This window comes from Sorangium sp. So ce426, from assembly GCF_051475585.1.
Taxonomy (GTDB): domain Bacteria; phylum Myxococcota_A; class Polyangia; order Polyangiales; family Polyangiaceae; genus Sorangium; species Sorangium cellulosum_B.
The window spans coordinates 7,758,969-7,776,601 of sequence record NZ_CP150341.1 but is presented as its reverse complement, the minus strand read 5'-3'; the positions used below and the strand labels follow the sequence as shown (position 1 = coordinate 7,776,601).

Sequence of the window (17,633 nt, the reverse complement as noted above, 5' to 3'; positions counted from 1 at the left end):
CAATTGATATGCCCGGTCCCAGATCGTGATTTTCGCCTTGTCGCGTCGAACCCAGCGTGCCTGGGCATGTCGGCGGACTCCGACACTGGCACATCTGGCACACCCATTTTGCGGCCCCAGGCGGGGGCTCGAGATCAAACAAGCACGCTTCCGACGCGTCCGAATGGTGCGCGGCGGAGCGCGGCAAAGGGAGACAACAAGGTTCCTTCTCGCAGCCGCACGCCCGTCGCACTTCGTCCCGGCCGCAGCCCCGCCGTCTAGCGGCCATCCATTGCGCCGCTTCTATATGCCGCGCCGCGCCGCCTCCTCCACGCATCGCGCCACCATCTCAATGCATCGCGCCGCGCCGCCGTCGCGCTATGCCGACATCTCTCTATAAGGAGGTGGGCTGCAGCCGTCTCCAGCTTGCGCCCTCCGCCGCCCCCGGCAGGTTTCCGCCGCGCGATCCTCTCCGCTCTTTCTCCGAGCTCTGATACAAGCGTTAGCGGAGCTCTCCCGCACAGGAGACGGGCCCAGATCGGCGTTTTCGGCGCGGAGGCGTACTCTGGTACGCCGAGCACCGAAAACGTCGAGATGGGCCCGTATCCGAAGCGGGAGAGCTCCTCAGGAGGAGGACCAGCGGGGGCCCTGGGGGGTATCTTCGAGCACGACACCTGCCTCGGTCAGCAGGTTGCGGATGGCGTCCGCCTTGGCGAAGTCCTTCGCCTTCCGAGCCTCCTGGCGCATCGCGATCAGCCGGTCGATCGCGGCGTCACCCCCGCGCCCAGCGGCGCCCTCGGCAGGGGCGAGCGCGTAGTCCGGAACGAGCTCCGGATAGAGCGCCGGCTCGGCGATCTCCACCCCGAACACCGCGAGGTGACGCACGATGGCCCGGTAGACCGCGAGCAGCGAGGGGCGGTCCTCACATTGCTCGATCCTCGCCGAATAGAGCGCGCTCACGTAATCGAAAAATGCAGCCACGGCGTTCGGCGTGTTCAGATCGTCATCCATCGCCTCGATGAAGCGCGCGATGAACCGCTCGGTGAGCTCCCCGAACTGGCCGTGAACGTAGTGGTGGCGCATCCTCGGGAACCGCTCTTCCTCGGGTCGCTGCGACGCGTACGCGCCCGGGGCGAGGGGGGCCTCCGTCGCGCCGCTCAGCTTCTCGGCGAGGACCGTCGCGAGCTTCTTGATGCGCGCATAGCCCTGAGCGGACTGCTGCAGCAGCTCCCAGCCGAACGGGAGCTTGCAACGGTAATGCTGCGTGACGAAGAACCACCGCGCCTCGTCGTGCCCGTGCCTCGACAGGAGCTCCTCGACGGAGATGACGTTCCCCAGGCTCTTCGACATCTTCATGTCCTTGAGATCGAGGTGCTCCGGGTGCAGCCAGTAGCGCACCCAGGGCCGCCCGCAGAGCGGCTCGCTCTGCGCGATCTCGTTCTCGTGATGAGGGAACATGTTGTCGATGCCGCCCCCGTGGACGTCGAAATGGTCGCCAAGGAGCGCCGTGCTCATCGCCGAGCACTCGATGTGCCAGCCGGGGCGCCCGGTCGGCCACCCCTCCTCGCCGGTGCGCCAGCTCGGCTGGCCCGCGCCTGTCGGCTTCCAGAGGCTGAAGTCCGCCGGGTGCCGCTTCCGAGCGAAGTCCTCCTCGACGCGGCCGCTCGCCCCGACCTCCTGCTCGTCGACCTTGCGCCCCGAGAGCTCACCGTAGGACGCCCACGTGCCGACCTCGTAGAAGACCTCGCCGTTCACCGTGTAGGCGTGGCCCTTCTCGATCAGGCGCTTCGCCATGTCGACCTGCTCGTCGACGAAGTCGGTGGCGCGCGTGTAGACGGCGTAGTCCTTGATGTGCAGCTTGCGGCAGTCGCGCCGGAACGCCGCGATGTTCCGCTCGGCGACGTCGACGGCACCCTCGCGCTCGCACGCGCGCTGCATGATGCGATCGTCGATGTCCGTGTAGTTGATGATGCTCAGCACGTGATAGCCGCGGTACTCGAGGTAGCGGCGGAAGACGTCCCAGAAGCAGTACGTGCGCGCATGGCCGATGTGCATCGGGGCGTAGACCGTGAGACCGCACGTGTAGATGCGCACGACCTTCGGCCGGGCGGAGACGAAAGGCTCCTTCTTCCTCGTGAGCGTGTTATGAACCTTGAGCGGCATCGGCCACCTGCGTGAGTGTGCGAGCTCCCCCCGGGGCCGCGTACGCTACCCTGGCCCCGCCGCCCGGTCAACGCGGAACCTCGCCGGTTTTCCCTGTGGTTTCGCGGTGTCTCGCCACGTCTCGCCACGTCACGCCACGTCTTGCGGCCGTCCTGCCTCCGGTCTACGCAGCCGCGCATGCACATCACTTCAAGGACCTTGCTGTTCGTCCTCGCTGGCGCGCTCTCCGCCTGCGCGGGGAGCCCGCCGCCCGTCGAGAGCGCCCCGCCGCCCCCGCCGCCGGCCCCCACGCAGGCGCCGCCGGCCGCGCAGCCCGAGGCGGCGGCGCCGCCCAAGGCGGACCCGGAAGCCGAGAAGAAGCAGGCGGAGCTCGCCAAGCTCGCCGAGGACATGAAGGCCATGGAGGCCAAGGCCGACAAGGAGGCGGCGCGGTTCGACGACGCGCTCAAGGCCGAGGTCAAGGCGCTCATTGCGGCCAACTACCCGAGCGCGGGCGCCGCGCTGCGGGCGGCGCTCAAGGGGAAGCACCGCGCCCCGGGCAACGCCGAGCGCGACGCCGCCCGGCACCCGGTCGAGAACCTGGAGTTCTTCGGCCTCAAGCCGACGAGCACGGTCATCGAGCTCGGGGCCGGCGAGGGCTGGTACACCGAGCTGCTCGCGCCGGTGCTCGCGAAGAAGGGCAAGCTCATCATCACGTCGCTCGATCCGAACGGCCCCGCGGACTCGCGGAGCACGCTCTATGGCAAGCGCGTGAAGCGCCTGATCGACAAGTCGCCCGAGCTGTTCGGCAAGGTCGATGTCGTCGTGATCGATCGCGACAGCCCGAAGCTCGGGATCGAGGGCAAGGCCGACCTCGTCATCGCCATTCGCGAGGCGCACGGCTGGCACCGGAACGGCAAGTTCGACGCCTACGTCGCCGAGGCGTTCAAGGCGCTCAAGCCGGGCGGCGTCTTCGGTCTCGTGGCGCACCGGGCGAAGCCCGACGCCAACCCCGATGAGAGCGCGAAGCAGGGATACCTCCCGGAAGCGTGGGTGATCCAGAAGGTCGAGTCGGCGGGCTTCAAGCTCGGCGGCAAGTCCGAGATCAACGCGAATCCGAAGGACACGAAAGACTACCCGGAAGGGGTCTGGACCTTGCCGCCGAACTTCCGGCTCGGCGACAAGGACCGCGCGCACTACGCCGCGATCGGCGAGAGCGACCGCATGACCCTCAAGTTCGTCAAGCCCGCCCGCTGACCCATCCCGCGCTAGAGCGACGGTCGCCCGCTTCGGATACGGGCCCACCTCGACGTTTTCGGTGCTCAGCGCACAGGAGTGCGCTTGCGCGCCGAAAACGCCGATCTGGGCCCGTCTCCTGTGCGGGAGACCGCCGCTCTGCTCTGCATCTCGATCTCGCGGAGGTGGGCGGAAACCGCTCTAGGCGGGGGCCGCGGCGCGGCCCGGCGGCCTCACGAACACGCGGCGCATCGGGATCGTGGCGCCGGCGGCCCCCGAGACCCGGTGGGACAGGAAGGCGACGCCATCGAGCATCGCCGGCGACGCGTACACGCCTGGCTCCGCCGTCTCCGGGAGGCACGAGGAGAGCTCGAGGAGGTTCCCGCCCACCAGGGCGCCGTCCTCGGTGAGCACCACGTCGCCCGCGTGGAGGCAGAAGCGGACGCTGATCCCGGGATCGCGCTGGCCCGGCACGGCGAGCCGCGTGTGCAGCGCGACGGCGGCCGCGATCGCGCGGTGGCGCGCCTCTTCCTCCGGCGTGCCGCGCTCGCCGCGCCGGAAGGGCGCCGCGAGCAGCACGCTGGTGCTCGTGATCGCGAGCGGCGAGAACCCCGAGCGCGCCAGCGCGGCCACGGTGTCCGGGACCACGGCCTCGAGCTCGGCCAGGAAGGCGTCGGTGGGGGCCTCGAGCGCGCGGCTCTCGGCGAGGACCTCGACGAGCAGCCCGATGGCGAGGCGCCGGATGTGCCCCGCCTCCACGGCGCCGGTCCGCGCGATCCGCGCCGTCGCGGCCCGCACGTCGCCCAGGAACGCGGCGACGTCCGGGTGGCGGCCGGCGGGATCCTTGCTCATGGCCCGCACGACGATATCGTCGAACGCCGGGTCGACCGGCGCGTGCAGGCTCGGGCGGGGCGGCGCCTGGTGCAGGTGCAGGTGGCGCAGCACCGGGTACGTCGTCGCCAGGAACGGCGTGGATCCCGCGATCATCGTGTAGAGCAGCGCGCCGAGCGCGTAGACGTCGGTCCGCATGTCGACAGGCCGGTTGAGGAGCTGCTCGGGCGACATGAACGCCGGGGTCCCCACGACGTGCCGCGACGACGTGAGCGAGAGATCCGTCGCGCCGAGCAGCTTCGCGATCCCGAAGTCGAGCAGCACCACCCTGAGCTCTCCGCCGTGCTCGCACAGGATCACGTTCGAGGGCTTCACGTCGCGGTGGATGATCCCGAGCGCGTGGACCGCGGCGAGCGCGCTGCAGAGCGGATCGAGGATCGCGAGCGCCTCGTCCGCCGGGAGCCGGCCGCGCGCGAACAGGTGCTGCTCGAGGCTCTTGCCCTGGAGGAGCTCCATCACATAGTAGGGGCGCCCGTCGTCGAGCTGCCCGACGTCGAGGATCTCCACGACGCTCGGGTGCCGGATCCGCCCGATCGCGTCCACCTCGCGCTGGAAGCGGAGCACCACGTCGGCGCGCGAGATCAGGTCGGCGTGCATGATCTTGACCGCCGCCGGCGCCCCGCTCGTCGCGTGCACCGCGCGGTGCACGACGCCGAACCCACCCTCGGCGATGACGCCGTCGAGGAGGTACTCGCCTGCCCGCAGCGCCGCGGCGCGCGGGGCGCCAGGACCCACGCCCTCGCGATCGCGCGTGTCGGGCGTGCGTTGTTTGCATGTCCGCGACGTGACGATCGGCGGCTCGCCCGTCGCGGGGGCGCCGGCCGGCGGCGCGGCGGGGAACGGCTCATCGTTCTGGCCAGGGTTCTTCATGGGATATGCGACAGCCGCTTACTTCCTCAATGACAACTGCTGAGCCCGCACATTACAGTACGCGTAAGCCGGTATCGAATGCGACCCCCGGCTGCCGGCAAGCAACCGAATCATGCACCGTTGCTCCGTATGTCACGGGCGGCTCGCCGCTGACGCTCCGTGCGTCAGAGATGGCTTTATCCCCCCGCCCGGTGAGCTTGACATCGTGGCGCGCGCGGCGCCCGAGATAGAGGGCTTCTCGCTGCTCGGTCCGCTCGGTCACGGCGGCTTCTCCGACGTCTGGGCCGCTCAGCAGGACTGCGATGGATCGCCGGTCGCCATCAAGGTAGGGAGGCACGCGGCGTGGAACCTGCGCGAGCGGTTCCGGCGGGAGGCCGCGCTGCTCGAGCGCGTCGGCGCGCCGCACGCCCCGCGGCTCGTCGCTCGCGGCGAGCTCCCCGGGGGGCAGCCCTATCTCGTGATGGAGAGGCTCTTCGGCCAGACCCTCGCCGAGGAGCTTTCGGCGCTGCGCGCGCCGCTCGATCCGGAGCTCGCCGCGGGGCGCGCGGACGCGATCCTCGCTGTGATCGAGGCGGCGCACGCGCGCGGCGTCATGCATCGCGATCTCAAGCCGGAGAACCTCTTCCTCCTCGGCTCGAGCGGGCGCGCGGCGCTGCTCGATCTCGGTCTGGCGCGGCTCGCCGATGGCGGCGAGCCGCCGGCGGTGTCCGCCGGCGTGACGCGCGCCGGCGACATCGTGGGGACGCCGGAGTACATGGCTCCGGAGCAGCTGCGGGGCGACGCCGCGCGGATCGACGCGCGCGCGGACATCTATGCGTTCGGCGTGATCCTGTTCGAGCTGCTCACCCTGCGCCCGCCGTTCGTCGGCGGCGAGACGGCCGTCGAGCACGGCCACCTGGCGCTGCGCCCCCCGCGCCCGAGCGATTTCGTGGACGTCCCCGAGGGGCTGGAGGCGCTGACGCTCGCCTGCCTCGCCAAGGACCCGAGCCGCCGCCCGGACAGCGCCGCCGCGCTCCGGCTCACCCTGCACGCCCTGCGCGCGCGGCCTCGCGCCGACTCGATCCCGCCTCCGTCCGCGCCGCGATCGCAGCGGCAGGACGACGGCGCCGCGGCGGCCGTCGCCGAGGGGCGGCAGCCGGTCGCGCTGCTCTTCGCGGAGGGCGGCGCGGGGCCGGTGATCGCGGCGATCGGCGGCCGCCGGGGGTTCGTCGCGCGGCAGCGGGGGCAGCGCTGCCTCGCCGTGTTCTCCGCGCGGGACGTCGACGATCCGGCCCGCGCGGCGCTGGCCGCGGCGCGCGATCTTGCGCTGAGCGGCGGCGTGCGCGTGGCGCTGCACCTCGCCAGCGTGCGCCTGCGCAGGATCGCCGGCGGGCTGCACGCCGCCTACGGCGCGCCGGTCGAGCGCCCCGAGGCGTGGTTGCCGGCCGAGCCCTGGGGCGGGCTCGTGATGACCGAGGAGTTCGAGCGCGCGCTGCCCGACGACGAGCTCGCCCCCACGCCGCCGGACGACCCGGAGAGCCTGCGCGAGCCGGCGCTGCTCGGCCGCGACGACGTGCTCTCGGCGCTCGCGGCCAGCGCGACCGACGCCTTCGACGGGACGTGCCCCGGCCTGTTCACGCTCATCGGCGACGCCGGTCTGGGCAAGACGCGCCTCGCGGCCGAGGCGGCCAGCATCGCCGGCGTGCCGGTCCCGGACGTGCGCGTGGTGGCCGCGCGCGCGCTCCACCCCATCCACGGCGGCGCCGCGCAGGCCGTGCGCGCGCTCCTCTCCGTCGCGCTCGACGCGCCGAGGGTGAGCCCCGGAGACCCGCGGCAGTTCTGCGTGGAGCGGCTCGGCGAGACGCTCGGCGGCGCGACGTGGGAGGCCGTCGCCGCGGCGCTCGGCTGGGCCGGGCCCCGCGGGGGGCGCCTGTCCAGGGAGGCCCGCAACGGCCTGATGCTGGCGCTCGCCGAGGCGCTCCGCCGCGGGGCGCGCCGCGGCCCCCTCGCCGTGATCCTCGACGACGCCGACCAGGCGGACGACGTGCTGCTCGACGCGCTCGAGTACGCCACGCTCGACGGCGAGGGCACCCCCCTCTGGGTGGTCGTGGCCGCGCGCCCTCGCTTCGAGCAGGCCCGCCCCAGCTGGGGCCAGCGCAACCAGCGCCACACCCGCGTGACGCTCGCGCCCCTCGCCGAGGAGGCGGCGATGGATCTCGCCGCGCGCCTGCTCTTGCCGGCCGAGTACCCGCCGGCGGAGATCCTCCGCCGACTGGCCGACTGGGCGGGCGGCAACCCGGATTGCTTGCGGCAGATCGTCCGGTCGCTCAAGCGGGCGGGCGTCGTGCGCCGGCGCGCCGGCGGCGGCTCGTACGTGGCGACCGCGGAGATCGAGGCGCTGCCGCCCGCGCCGGCGTGGCAATGGCTCGCGGCGCAGAGGCTCGACGATCTGCCGCCGGAGCTCGCGACGTGCGCCCGGGTCTGCTCGGCGCTCGGCATGTCGTTCGATCGCGCCGAGCTCGAGGCGGTGCTGGACGGCCTGGAGCGCGCGGGCGGCGCCGGAGCGATGGTCGACGCGGGCTTCGGGCTCGCGGCCCTGGTCGAGCGGCGGATCCTGCTGCGCGACGGCCAGGGCCGCGGCGGCGGCGTGGACGACCGGCACGCGTTCCAGAACGCGGTCCTCCAGGAGGCGGTCTACGAGATGCTCGACCCGGCGCACCGCGCCGCGATCCACCGGAGCGCCCTCGCGTACTGGCGGGCGCAGGTGGCGGCCGGCTCGACCGGCGGCCTCCGCGCGCTCGCGCGCCACGCGGCCGTGTGCGGCGAGCGCGCCGAGGCGGCCGACGCCCACCTCGCGCTCGGCGATCTCGCGTCCGCGCGGCACGACGCCGTCGAGGCGGACCGGCGCTACGACGCCGCGCTCCAGATCGCCGAGCCGGGCGACGCGCCCCGGCGCGCGCGCGCGCTCGCGGGCCGCGGCAGGAGCCGGTACCGGATGTGCCGCGTCCGGGAGGCGCGCGGCGATTTCGGCGACGCGCTCGCGCTGGCCGAGGCGCTCGGCGACGCGCAGGCGAGGGCGGGCCTCCTGCTCGAGGACGCGACCGTGCTCGACTGGGCCTTCGAGTTCGAGGCCTCGGCGCGCCGGGTGGAGGAGGCGCGGCCGCTGGTCGACACGCACGCGCGCGCGCAGGGCTCTCCCGAGCTCGCGCTGCGCCTCCGGGTCGCCGAGGCCCGCACCGCGTGGCGGCGGGGGAGGACCGAGGAGGCCATCGCGGAGCTCACCGCGTGCGCCGATCGCGCCGCGGCGTCGGGAGACTACGACGCGCGCGTCCCTGCCCTGATCATGCTGTCGTTCCAGCTCGCGAGCGCGGGTCGCCGCGACGAGGCCGAGCGCGCCTCCGAGGACCTGATCGCCCTGGTCACGGCGGCCGGCGATCGGTTTCACCTCTGCGGGGCGTACATCAACCGCATCGCGCTGTGGGCCTGGCGGTGGTCGCTGCCGGGCGCGATCGGCGACCTGCGCCGCGCCGTCGATCTCGCGCGCGAGATCGGCAATCCGTGGCTGGAGAAGATGGCGTCGTACAACGTCGCCGTGCTGCTCCACTGGAGCGACAGGCAGCGCGAGGCGCTCGCGCTCCTGCGGCGCGCCCGGTGGCTGGAAGAGCAGGCCTCCGAGCGCCCGATGCCCCAGACGGCGATGCTGCTCGCGCAGATCCACCTCGCGCTCGACGAGTACGAGCAGGCCAGCCAGCTCGTCGAGTGGATCCAGCGATCCTGCGCCCTCGAGCCGGGCGACCTCACGGAGTACGGCTTGCTCGAGCTCGTGCTCTCGGAGATCGGGCTCCGGCCGGCGCCTCCGTCGCCTCTCGCGTGGGACGAGGCGATCCGGCTGGTGAAAGACCAGTCGATCGCCGAGCAGACGCTGATGTTCCTTTACTGGCGTGCTCGCATGGCGCTCCGTCGCGGACACGCGCGCGAGGCGGAGGAGGCGCTCGCGAGCGCGCGGGAGCACCGCGGCGAGAGCCCCCTCTGGCTGTCCCGCTTCGTCGAGCTGGAGCGCGGGTTGGCGGAGGCGGAGGCGGAGAGAACGCGGGCTCCGGACGCTCATCCACCCGTGCCGGACTGATGGGAGCCTGTCGCGATAGGGTTTATTCCGCGTCGTGCTCAGGCGAGTCCGTACTTTCACACAACCGCCGTATACCGATTTTCAGCATTGCGCGTCTTCATCGACGATGGGAGACTGCCAATTTAAGAAAGATCGATATTGCTGGTCGATGTCTGAACCTGGCCCCGTGCCTGGCTGCGCGACCACCTCGGAGGAGAGCTGAATGTCATCGACCCGTTTCATCGCGGTTGGTCTCCTTGGCGCCGGTGTGTTCACGGCGGGATGCGCCGCCTCGTCGGATACCGACCCCGACGCCCCGTCCGACGCCGACCCCGTCGAGACGGCGGAGCTGCCAATACGGCGCACGGCGGTGCCCATCGGATGCAACGGCCTGCGCCCCAGGGATTTCTGGGCGCCGGCGAACCGCACGGCGTTCCGCGCGCTCGGCCAGGGCGCGCTCGCCGACGCCGACGACGTCGTGGTCCCGACGGCGCTGCTCGACACCTCCGGCGGAAAGAGCGTGCTCGACTACACCGTGCGCTGCGCGCTGGCCTCCGACCAGGTCGTCTACGGTCCGGACGGCCGTGAGTTCCACGGCTCCTTCGGGTTCGCGCCGGAATGGACCGAGCGTGCTCTCACCCCCTCGGAGCAGCGCTGGGTCTCGGCGTGCATCTTTCAGCACCTGAACGGCACCGGCGAACATGTGGATATCTTGCTGCAGGGCAACCATCCGGCCCTCGATGGCCCCTTGAAGGAGGAGCCCTACACGGAGTTCGTCGTCAACGACGCCACGATGTACGGGAACGCGTTCCTCTCCGGGGCCATCGCCGGGTATGCCTGCATCGATCCCGATCTCACCGGGCAGCTCTCGGCGCTCTCGCTGAGCTGCCCGCTCGATCTCAGCCTCCTCTCGCTGGAGCGGCTCTGCGGCCACGTGCCGACGTGCGGTATCGCCTTCCTGGGGCTCTGCGACCTGACCTGCCTGGAGGACGCCTCCGGCAACCAGACGTGCCACACGCTGCCGCTGCTCGGGCCGCTCCTGGGGTCGCTGCTCGGGCCGAGCTACTCGGAGACGATCCGGAGCGAGGTGCGCGACAGCGATCTCCTGCCGCTCTACAAGGGCTGCGGCCTGCTCTGAGCGGCGCCGCCGCGGCGGCGCCCGGCTGAAAGGAGGCGCGCCGCGCGCCGGTCACGTCCCGAGGCGCGTCTTCAGCTGCTGAATCGCGTCGGCGATCGCCTTGTCGTCGCGGAAGCAGCACGGATCGTTCCGCCTGCACCGCGCGCCGTGCAGCACCTGGAGCTCGAAGAGCATGCGCTCGTCGCCCTCGGTCGCGGCGCGGCCGAAGAGCGCCCGCTTGCCGCCGCAGCTGGCCTTGCGGAACGCGAAGAGGACGCGGAGCGCGGGGGTCGCCCGCGCCATCACCTCGGGCCGGGCGAGGATCTCGCTGGCGCGCCGGGCCGCCTTGGTGCCTCCGCGCGCGCGCACGAGGTCGAGCAGCACGTCCAGGCCGCCGCTGCCGAGCCGTTTCGTGAGCAGGTCGAAGACCTCGTCCGCCAACGGGTTGTCTTCCTCGAACCCGATGCCCGCCACGGTGGAGAGCACCTCTTCGCGCAGGCCCCTGCTCAGGGCGAGCTCCGGATCGGCCTCGGCGAGGGCCAGCAGCGACCGCGCTCCGAGCACCCAGTTCCTGGTCGCCACCGCCCGGCTGAGCTGCGCGCGCGGGCTCGGGGCGCCGCGGGCGTCGTCCTCGGGCGCCGCGCTCGCCGACGCGGGAGGGGGCGGCGCCGCCGGCGCCGGCGGGGGCTCGACGGAGGCGACGGCCGACGCCTCCGTGGTCGCCGCGGGCCGCCGGACGACGCGCCAGAGCGCGACGCCGAGCGCGAGCGCCGCCAGGGCCGAGAGCGCCGCCGCGAGGGGCACCCAGCGCGCCGAGGCCGTGGGCCCGCGGTGCGCGCGCGCGAGCAAGGTCGCCCGGGGCCCCGGCCAGGCCGACGGCGCCTGCTCCCTGGGCGCCGCCTTCGCGGCCAGCGCGGCGGCCCCGCCCGCCGCTGTGCTCGCGCCCGCCGCGATGCTCGCGCCTGGTCCCGCCACGGCGGCCCCGCTCGCCGCGCTGTTCCCGCCCGACGGGGGCTGCCCAGCCGCGGCGATCCCGCCCCCTGCCGGCGCCGGCGGCGCCGCCGAACGAGCGATCGCCGCGAGCCCCTCATCGAGCGCCGCGATGGCGTCGGCCGCCGTCTGGAAGCGGAACGACGGATCGTGTTCCATGAGCCGCATCACGGCCTGCTGGACCTCGTACGGCACCTCCAGATCCGGAGCGCGCACGCGGAGGGCCGGCGGCCCTCCCGGCCCCTGCTGCTTGAGCCGCTCGACCACGTTCTTCGTGTCGAAGGGGTGCAGTCCGGTGAGCATCTCGTAGAGCACGAGCCCGAGCGCGTACAGATCCGCGCGCGCGTCCACCGCGTCCATCCCGCGCAGCGCCTCCGGCGCGAGGTACGCGAGCGTGCCGAAGACCTCGCCGGCGCTGGTCAGGGCGGGGCTCGGCGTCGCCGTCTTGCGGCTCTGGCTGGACAGGAGATCGACGTTCACCTTCGCGAGCCCGAAATCGATGAGCCGGACCTGATCGTGCGCGTCGAGCAGCACGTTCTGGGGCTTCACGTCGCGGTGGACGATGCCCTTCTCGTGCGCCGCCGCGAGCGCCGACGCGATCTGACGCGCGATGCGGAGCGCCCGCGCGGGCGGCAGCCGTCCCCCCGCGATCGCCTCCTTGAGCGGCGTCCCCTCGACGTACTCGAGGATCAGGAAGAACGACGCGTCGTCCAGCTGACCGAAGTCGATGGCCGCGACGACGTTCGGATGCCGGATGTGCGCTCCCGCGACGGCCTCGCGCTCGAACCGCACCACGAGCTCCGGCATCCGCCGGGCCAGGGGCCGGAGCAGCTTGATCGCGACCTGCTTGCGGAGGTGCACCTGCTCGCCGCGGTAGACGGCGCCCATCCCGCCCTCCCCGATGAGCTCGTCGACGCGGTAGCGCCCCGAGATCAGGCTCCCGATCAGCGGGTCGCCGCTCGCGCCCCCGGCCGCGGCCGCCTCGATCGCCTCGATGTCCTCGGTGAGCGCCGAGCTCGAGAGCTCCTCCATGGGCTGCGCGGCCGGCGCGCCGAGCCTCGGTACCGTGAGGTCCTCCTCGACGAAGGCCGAGCCGAGCGTCTCTTCGGATCGCGGCGTCTCCGGCATGCGGCGCAGGATATCAGGTCGGCCGGCGTCGCGGGGAAGCGGTGAGGAGGGGCGCGGGGGCGCGCGACGCGGGCGTCCGCGAGCGCGCGAAATTCACAGGAGGAACGAGACGCCCAGCGAGAACGCGGGGTATCCGAGCCGCATCGTGAGCGTCACCTTCTCCGTGAAGTGGAAGCGCCCGCCGACGAACAGGGCCGGTGCGACCCCGAAGACCCCGTTGCGGCCCACGTCGCCGAGGTACAGCGACAGCCCCGGCTCGCCGAAGACCGACCACTTCCGGTGGAGCCAGAAGTTCCACTGCATCACGACCGAGCCGAACACGTAGTTCGAGGGCGCCCCGTACCGGTCGACCTCGGTGCAGATACGCGTGCCCGCGGGCCCGTTCTCGAAGCGGGTGCACTCGCCGCGGTAGTCCGCGTCCCCTCCGTAGTGGACGCCGTCAAGGCCAAAGCCTATCCCGACCGAGTCGTTGATGCGCTTGATGAAGCCGTCGGGCGCGATGTCGATGGTGGCGCGCATCCCGGCGCCGAGGCCGTTCCCGGCGCCGGGGCCGCTGAGCGGCTCGAACGGCGTGAGGAGGAGGTGCGGCTCCAGCTCGACCTTGTAGTCGGGGCGATCGCCGGGGCGCTTGATCGTCATCTGCGCCTCGCCGACCTCGGTCCACCCGATCGTCAGCGCCGCGAACGAGAGCGCGGCGGCCATGAGGCGCGGCGCGCGAAGCTGCGATGTCATCGCTCTCTGCATCGGTCTCGGTCTCCTCAGCATCCGCCGCACGAGCGCGAGCCGTTCGGGCACACGACCGCAGCCTCGCCGCCGGGGCAGGTGACGCGGCACTCGCCGCCCACGTTGTCGCAGAACACCTCGCATGAGCCCCGGCACTCGACCTCGCACGTCGCCACGTTCCGGCAGGTCACGACGCTGCCCGAGCCGACGCTGACGCCGCACCGGCTCGTGTCGTGGCACTCGTACCGGCAGCCGCGGTCGCAGATGGCCCCGCACGCCGTGGTGTTATGGCACCGCAGATCGCAGTCGTCTCCGCAGGAAGCCGAGCACTCGTCGACATCGAAGCACTCGAACGAGCACCCGTGCTCGCAGACGGCGCCGCAGCGGTTCATCTGGAAGCAGCGCTGGTCGCAATCGTCACCGTCGCAGCCCAGGTAACACTCGTCACCCTGGGAGCACTCGCACGCGTCGCCCTCGACGCAGCCGCCGTTGTTCCAGCAGCTCGCCAGGCAGAGGCTCGCGAAGAGCGTCAAAAAAGTCAGTGCATAGAAGCGCATGGCCGGGCGAGCATACCCGACCCTCCCGGAAATTGTCACGAAATCCGCGAAGGTACGCGCGGGGGTACGCCTGAGGGCCCGGCTCACCACCGTGTCCAGCGAGAGATTCGCCGCACCCGGGTATACCGCGTATTGTCGTTCGCGAGCCTGGCCTGATCCGCGATGTGCGTGCCGAGGTGGGGACCCCAGCCGCCGTCGTCGAACGGTACGTCCCCGTCCGCGCCGAGGTTGTATTCCCAGCACTGCGCGTAGTGCTGCGTGACGTTCAGGGCTGCGATGGCGCAGTTATTGTCCGGGGCAGTGTCGCCGTCGTGATCGGCCGACGACCACCCCGAGAGGAAATGGGAGAAGAAGACGTCGGCGTCCCCGGAGACGTGCAGGGGGCGGAGGAGCTTCATGGTCGTCGTGTCGATGCCCTCGGCGGTCGCCCGCATGACCTCCGCGACGGTGCCCTCGATATCCGCGATCTCGTCGCGGTACTCCCGGCCGACGAGGTAGAGGGAGCCCTTGTAGAAGTTCCGCTCGAGCGCCGGTTCGCCCTTGGTCCCGAGCCGCTGGGCGTACGGGATTTCCCAGAACGACAGCGTCGTTCCCTCCGCCGAACCGACGCTGTTGTAGACGAGCGCCCACCCTCCGCCGTCCGTCTCCAGATCGCACACCACGGGGAACTCCGGATCTCCCCCGGCCCCGTCCAGATCGAGGGAGTACACGCCGCTCGGCAGGCCGCGGGGGACGTCGGCGCACCGGGCGTAGGCGCACCCCGCGTTGACCGCGCCGTCGCAGTCCTCGTCCTCGGCGGTGTCGCAGCGCTCGGCGGCGGGCAGCACCTCTCCGGCGCACGGGCCGAACCCGTTCCCTTCCTCGTCGCAGATCTTCATGCCGGCGCGGCAGGCTCCGCGGTTCAACGTGGCCGGCGGACCACCGTAACAGGCCTCCTGGCGACCGGGCTCGCACCCGCCCCCGCCGCTCGACGCAGAGCCGCCGCCCGCGCTCGAGGCAGAGCCGCCCTCGCCGGCGCTCCCGGCCGAGCCGCCGCCGGCGCTCGACGCCGAGGCGCTCCCGCCGCCTCCGGCGTCGCCGTCTCCGAACCTCCGCACCCTGGTCGAGCAGGCCGACACGGCGGTGAGCAGCACGATGGCCGCGCAGCAGGCTCCCGCGACCGAACCTTGGCCGAGCGACATGCGACCTCCGGGGACACGAACACACGCCACGCGGCCTTATACACCAGCCCCCCCGGCGCGCGCATCCGCCCCGCGCGGCCGGCTGCTCCGCCGCTGCGCGTCGGCACGTTTCCGACGCTTTATTGGGCGAGGGCCCGTGGCGCGCCCTGGTCGCTTTGCAGCGCAAAGGCGATGGCGCTCTGGAGCGTGCTCTTGGTCAGGAGGCCCGCCAGGTCGAGCGAGAGCCCGACGAGCGTCTGCGCCACCGCCGGCCGGATGCCGGTCAGGATCGTCCGTGCGCCGAGCAGCTGGAGCGCCTTCGCCGTGTCGACGAGGCCGGCGGCGACCCGCGTGTCGATCTCCTTGAGCCCTGTCACGTCGAGGATGACCGCCTGAGCCTGGGTGGACTGGACTCCAGCGAGCGCGGCCGACATCACCTGATCGATCCGCTCCGAGTCCATCTGGCCCACGAGGGGCATGACCATGATGCGATCGGTGATCGGGATGAGCGGCGTCGACATCGCCTGCATCGTGTCGCGGAGCCGCGCGAGCGTCCGCTCGAGCCTGTCGAGCAGCTCCCTGTACGGCGTGACGTCGTGGGCGGTGCCATAGACGAGGCGGCGCGACGGCTCCTCGGCCGCGTCCAGGTGAGCGGTCCACGCGAGCCACCTGTAGGAGCCGTCCTTGCACGCGTACCGGTTGTCGAACTTGATGGTCGTGTGGCCCTGGAAGAGCGCGGCGGCCTCGGCGAGCGTGGCCTCGCGGTCGTCGGGGTGGACGAACTCGATGAACGGCTTCGCGATCATCTCCGAGGGGGACCAGCCGAGGGTGCGCTCCCAGGCCGGGTTGGCGTGGCGGAAGTACCCCTCTGCGTCCAGGGTCACGAGCAGGCCCACGGAGACCCGGAACAGCTTCTCGTAGACCGTGGTCAGATCCATCGCCTGCGTGAGCTGCTCCGTCCGCTCCCGGTCGCTCGTCAGGTCGAGCGCCGTGGCGACCATGAGGCGCTCGGAGGGCGCTTCGGCCATGTCCACCCGGGCGGTCCAGCCGAGCCAGCGGTACGAGCCGTCCTTGCACACATAACGGTTGTCGAACCGGCCGTTCGCGCGACCCTGGAAGAGCGCGGTGGCCTCGGCGAGCGTGGCCTCGCGGTCGTCGGGGTGGACGAGCTCGATGTAGGGCCTGGCCCTGAGCTCGTCGAGGGACCAGCCGAGGGTCTGCTCCCAGGCAGAGCTCAGATCATGGAAGTAGCCACGCGCGTCCGCGGTGGCGAGGAGTCCTGACGAGACCTGGAAAAGTCGTTCATAGCTCAAGCCCATGTCGTCCCCCGCGCGGGCAGACGCGCGCCCGTCGTCGAGGCCGCCCGCCATCAGCGATTCTCCTGTCCGAACGCCGGCGAGCGCCTCGCGCGCCGCCTGGCCAGTGCGCGCACGCGCAATCCCCAGGCGGCGCGACGTCGACCCCACCGCGCGTCGAAGCCTGCTTGTCCACGAGAACGGCAATTGTGTCAAGGGTATCTGGAGGCTCGTTAGCGGGCGTGCAGGGCCGGCTGAGCCAGAAGGGACGCCCTGGGCTGGCGAACACGCGCGCGCCCGGAGGTCGCCACTGTCATGTCGCCGAGGTTGCCAGCCCACGATGAGGCGAGTACGGTCCGCGCCCCAAAGGAGTGGACCATGACCGTCTCTGCGATTTTCAACCCGGCGCGCTGGCGCGAGGTCGATGGGTTCTCGTTCGAGGATCTCACCTATCACCGCGCCGTGGACCAGGGCACCGTCCGCGTCGCGTTCAACCGCCCCGAGGTCCGCAACGCGTTTCGTCCCCGCACCGTCGATGAGCTGTACACAGCGCTCGAGCACGCGCGCACGACCTCGGACGTGGGTTGTGTGCTGATCACCGGCAACGGGCCTTCTCCGAAGGACGGCGGCTGGGCGTTCTGCTCCGGCGGCGATCAGCGCATCCGCGGGAAGGACGGGTACAAATACGAGGGTGAGAGCGCGGGGCAGGCCGACCCGGCGCGGCTCGGCCGGCTCCACATCCTGGAGGTGCAGCGGCTCATCCGGTTCATGCCCAAGGTCGTCATCGCGGTGGTGCCCGGCTGGGCGGCGGGCGGCGGCCACAGCCTCCACGTGGTCTGCGACATGACGCTGGCGAGCCGCGAGCACGCGATGTTCAAGCAGACGGACCCGGACGTCGCGAGCTTCGACAGCGGGTATGGCTCGGCGCTGCTCGCGCGGCAGGTCGGGCAGAAGAAGGCGCGGGAGATCTTCTTCCTCGGGCTCGATTACACGGCGGAGCAGGCGGCGGCGATGGGGATGGTCAACGCCGTCGTCCCTCACGCGGAGCTCGAGGAGGAGGCGCTGCGGTGGGGCGCGATCATCAACTCGAAGAGCCCGACCGCCATGCGGATGCTGAAGTACGGCTTCAACCTGCCTGACGAGGGGCTCGTCGGACAGCAGCTCTTCGCCGGCGAGGCGACGCGGCTCGCCTACGGCACGGAGGAGGCGAAGGAGGGTCGAGACGCCTTCCTGGAGAAGCGCCGCCCGGACTTCACCCGTTATCCCTGGCACTACTGACAAGGGCGCGCCGCCCGCTCCCACGCCAGGCGGCCACCATCGCGCTTGACACCGACATCCACTTCATCGATGGTGGCGGCGCTGTAAGATTCCGTGCGCGCCGCCTGGCCGCGCGGCTTCAACTTCACCTGGAGATACGCATCATGCTTTGTTCTTTTGCTGCGAAGTCGGCTCGTCGGGAGC

Annotated in this window: 11 protein-coding genes; 4 read left to right on the top strand and 7 right to left on the bottom strand. The window is 71.9% G+C overall.

Going from position 1 to position 17,633, the window contains the following annotated elements:
- Positions 1–603: 603 nt before the first annotated feature.
- Complete coding sequence (gene cysS / locus WMF44_RS28830; RefSeq protein ID WP_437293261.1) at positions 604–2,142, bottom strand: cysteine--tRNA ligase; 1,539 nt, start codon at positions 2,140–2,142, stop codon at positions 604–606.
- Positions 2,143–2,319: 177 nt separating this feature from the next.
- Here cysS and WMF44_RS28825 point away from each other — a divergent pair, with 177 nt between their 5' ends.
- Entirely contained in the window at positions 2,320–3,378 is a 1,059-nt protein-coding gene (locus tag WMF44_RS28825) for a class I SAM-dependent methyltransferase (protein ID WP_437293260.1), read from the top strand.
- 180 nt (positions 3,379–3,558) lie between these two features.
- Here the strand turns inward: WMF44_RS28825 and WMF44_RS28820 are convergent, their stop codons facing one another.
- Positions 3,559–5,118, bottom strand: coding sequence for a serine/threonine-protein kinase (locus WMF44_RS28820; protein ID WP_437293259.1), 1,560 nt, complete (start codon positions 5,116–5,118; stop codon positions 3,559–3,561).
- A 205-nt stretch (positions 5,119–5,323) separates the two neighbouring features.
- Here WMF44_RS28820 and WMF44_RS28815 point away from each other — a divergent pair, with 205 nt between their 5' ends.
- Together WMF44_RS28815 and WMF44_RS28810 are read left to right on the top strand one after the other, a co-directional pair.
- Positions 5,324–9,223 carry a serine/threonine-protein kinase gene (locus WMF44_RS28815; protein ID WP_437293258.1) on the top strand — a complete coding sequence of 1,300 codons (3,900 nt, stop codon included), beginning with the start codon at positions 5,324–5,326 and terminating at the stop codon, positions 9,221–9,223.
- Between the two features lie 202 nt (positions 9,224–9,425).
- Positions 9,426–10,340 carry a hypothetical protein gene (locus WMF44_RS28810; protein WP_437293257.1) on the top strand — a complete coding sequence of 305 codons (915 nt, stop codon included), beginning with the start codon at positions 9,426–9,428 and terminating at the stop codon, positions 10,338–10,340.
- A gap of 51 nt (positions 10,341–10,391) precedes the next feature.
- Here the strand turns inward: WMF44_RS28810 and WMF44_RS28805 are convergent, their stop codons facing one another.
- The 5 genes from WMF44_RS28805 to WMF44_RS28785 form a co-directional block, all read right to left on the bottom strand.
- On the bottom strand, positions 10,392–12,437 hold the full coding sequence (locus tag WMF44_RS28805) for a protein kinase domain-containing protein (protein ID WP_437293256.1): 2,046 nt from the start codon (positions 12,435–12,437) through the stop codon (positions 10,392–10,394).
- 93 nt (positions 12,438–12,530) lie between these two features.
- On the bottom strand, positions 12,531–13,169 hold the full coding sequence (locus WMF44_RS28800) for a hypothetical protein (RefSeq protein WP_437293255.1): 639 nt from the start codon (positions 13,167–13,169) through the stop codon (positions 12,531–12,533).
- Positions 13,170–13,195: 26 nt separating this feature from the next.
- The gene (locus WMF44_RS28795; protein WP_437293254.1) at positions 13,196–13,717 is read right to left on the bottom strand and encodes a hypothetical protein; all 522 of its coding nucleotides are present in this window, start codon (positions 13,715–13,717) and stop codon (positions 13,196–13,198) included.
- An 83-nt stretch (positions 13,718–13,800) separates the two neighbouring features.
- On the bottom strand, positions 13,801–14,898 hold the full coding sequence (locus WMF44_RS28790) for a fibrinogen-like YCDxxxxGGGW domain-containing protein (protein ID WP_437293253.1): 1,098 nt from the start codon (positions 14,896–14,898) through the stop codon (positions 13,801–13,803).
- Between the two features lie 119 nt (positions 14,899–15,017).
- Complete coding sequence (locus tag WMF44_RS28785; RefSeq protein ID WP_437293252.1) at positions 15,018–16,247, bottom strand: PAS domain-containing protein; 1,230 nt, start codon at positions 16,245–16,247, stop codon at positions 15,018–15,020.
- A gap of 303 nt (positions 16,248–16,550) precedes the next feature.
- Here WMF44_RS28785 and WMF44_RS28780 point away from each other — a divergent pair, with 303 nt between their 5' ends.
- Positions 16,551–17,450, top strand: a complete 900-nt coding sequence (locus WMF44_RS28780) for a 1,4-dihydroxy-2-naphthoyl-CoA synthase (RefSeq protein WP_437293251.1) — start codon at positions 16,551–16,553, stop codon at positions 17,448–17,450.
- Positions 17,451–17,633: the final 183 nt, after the last annotated feature.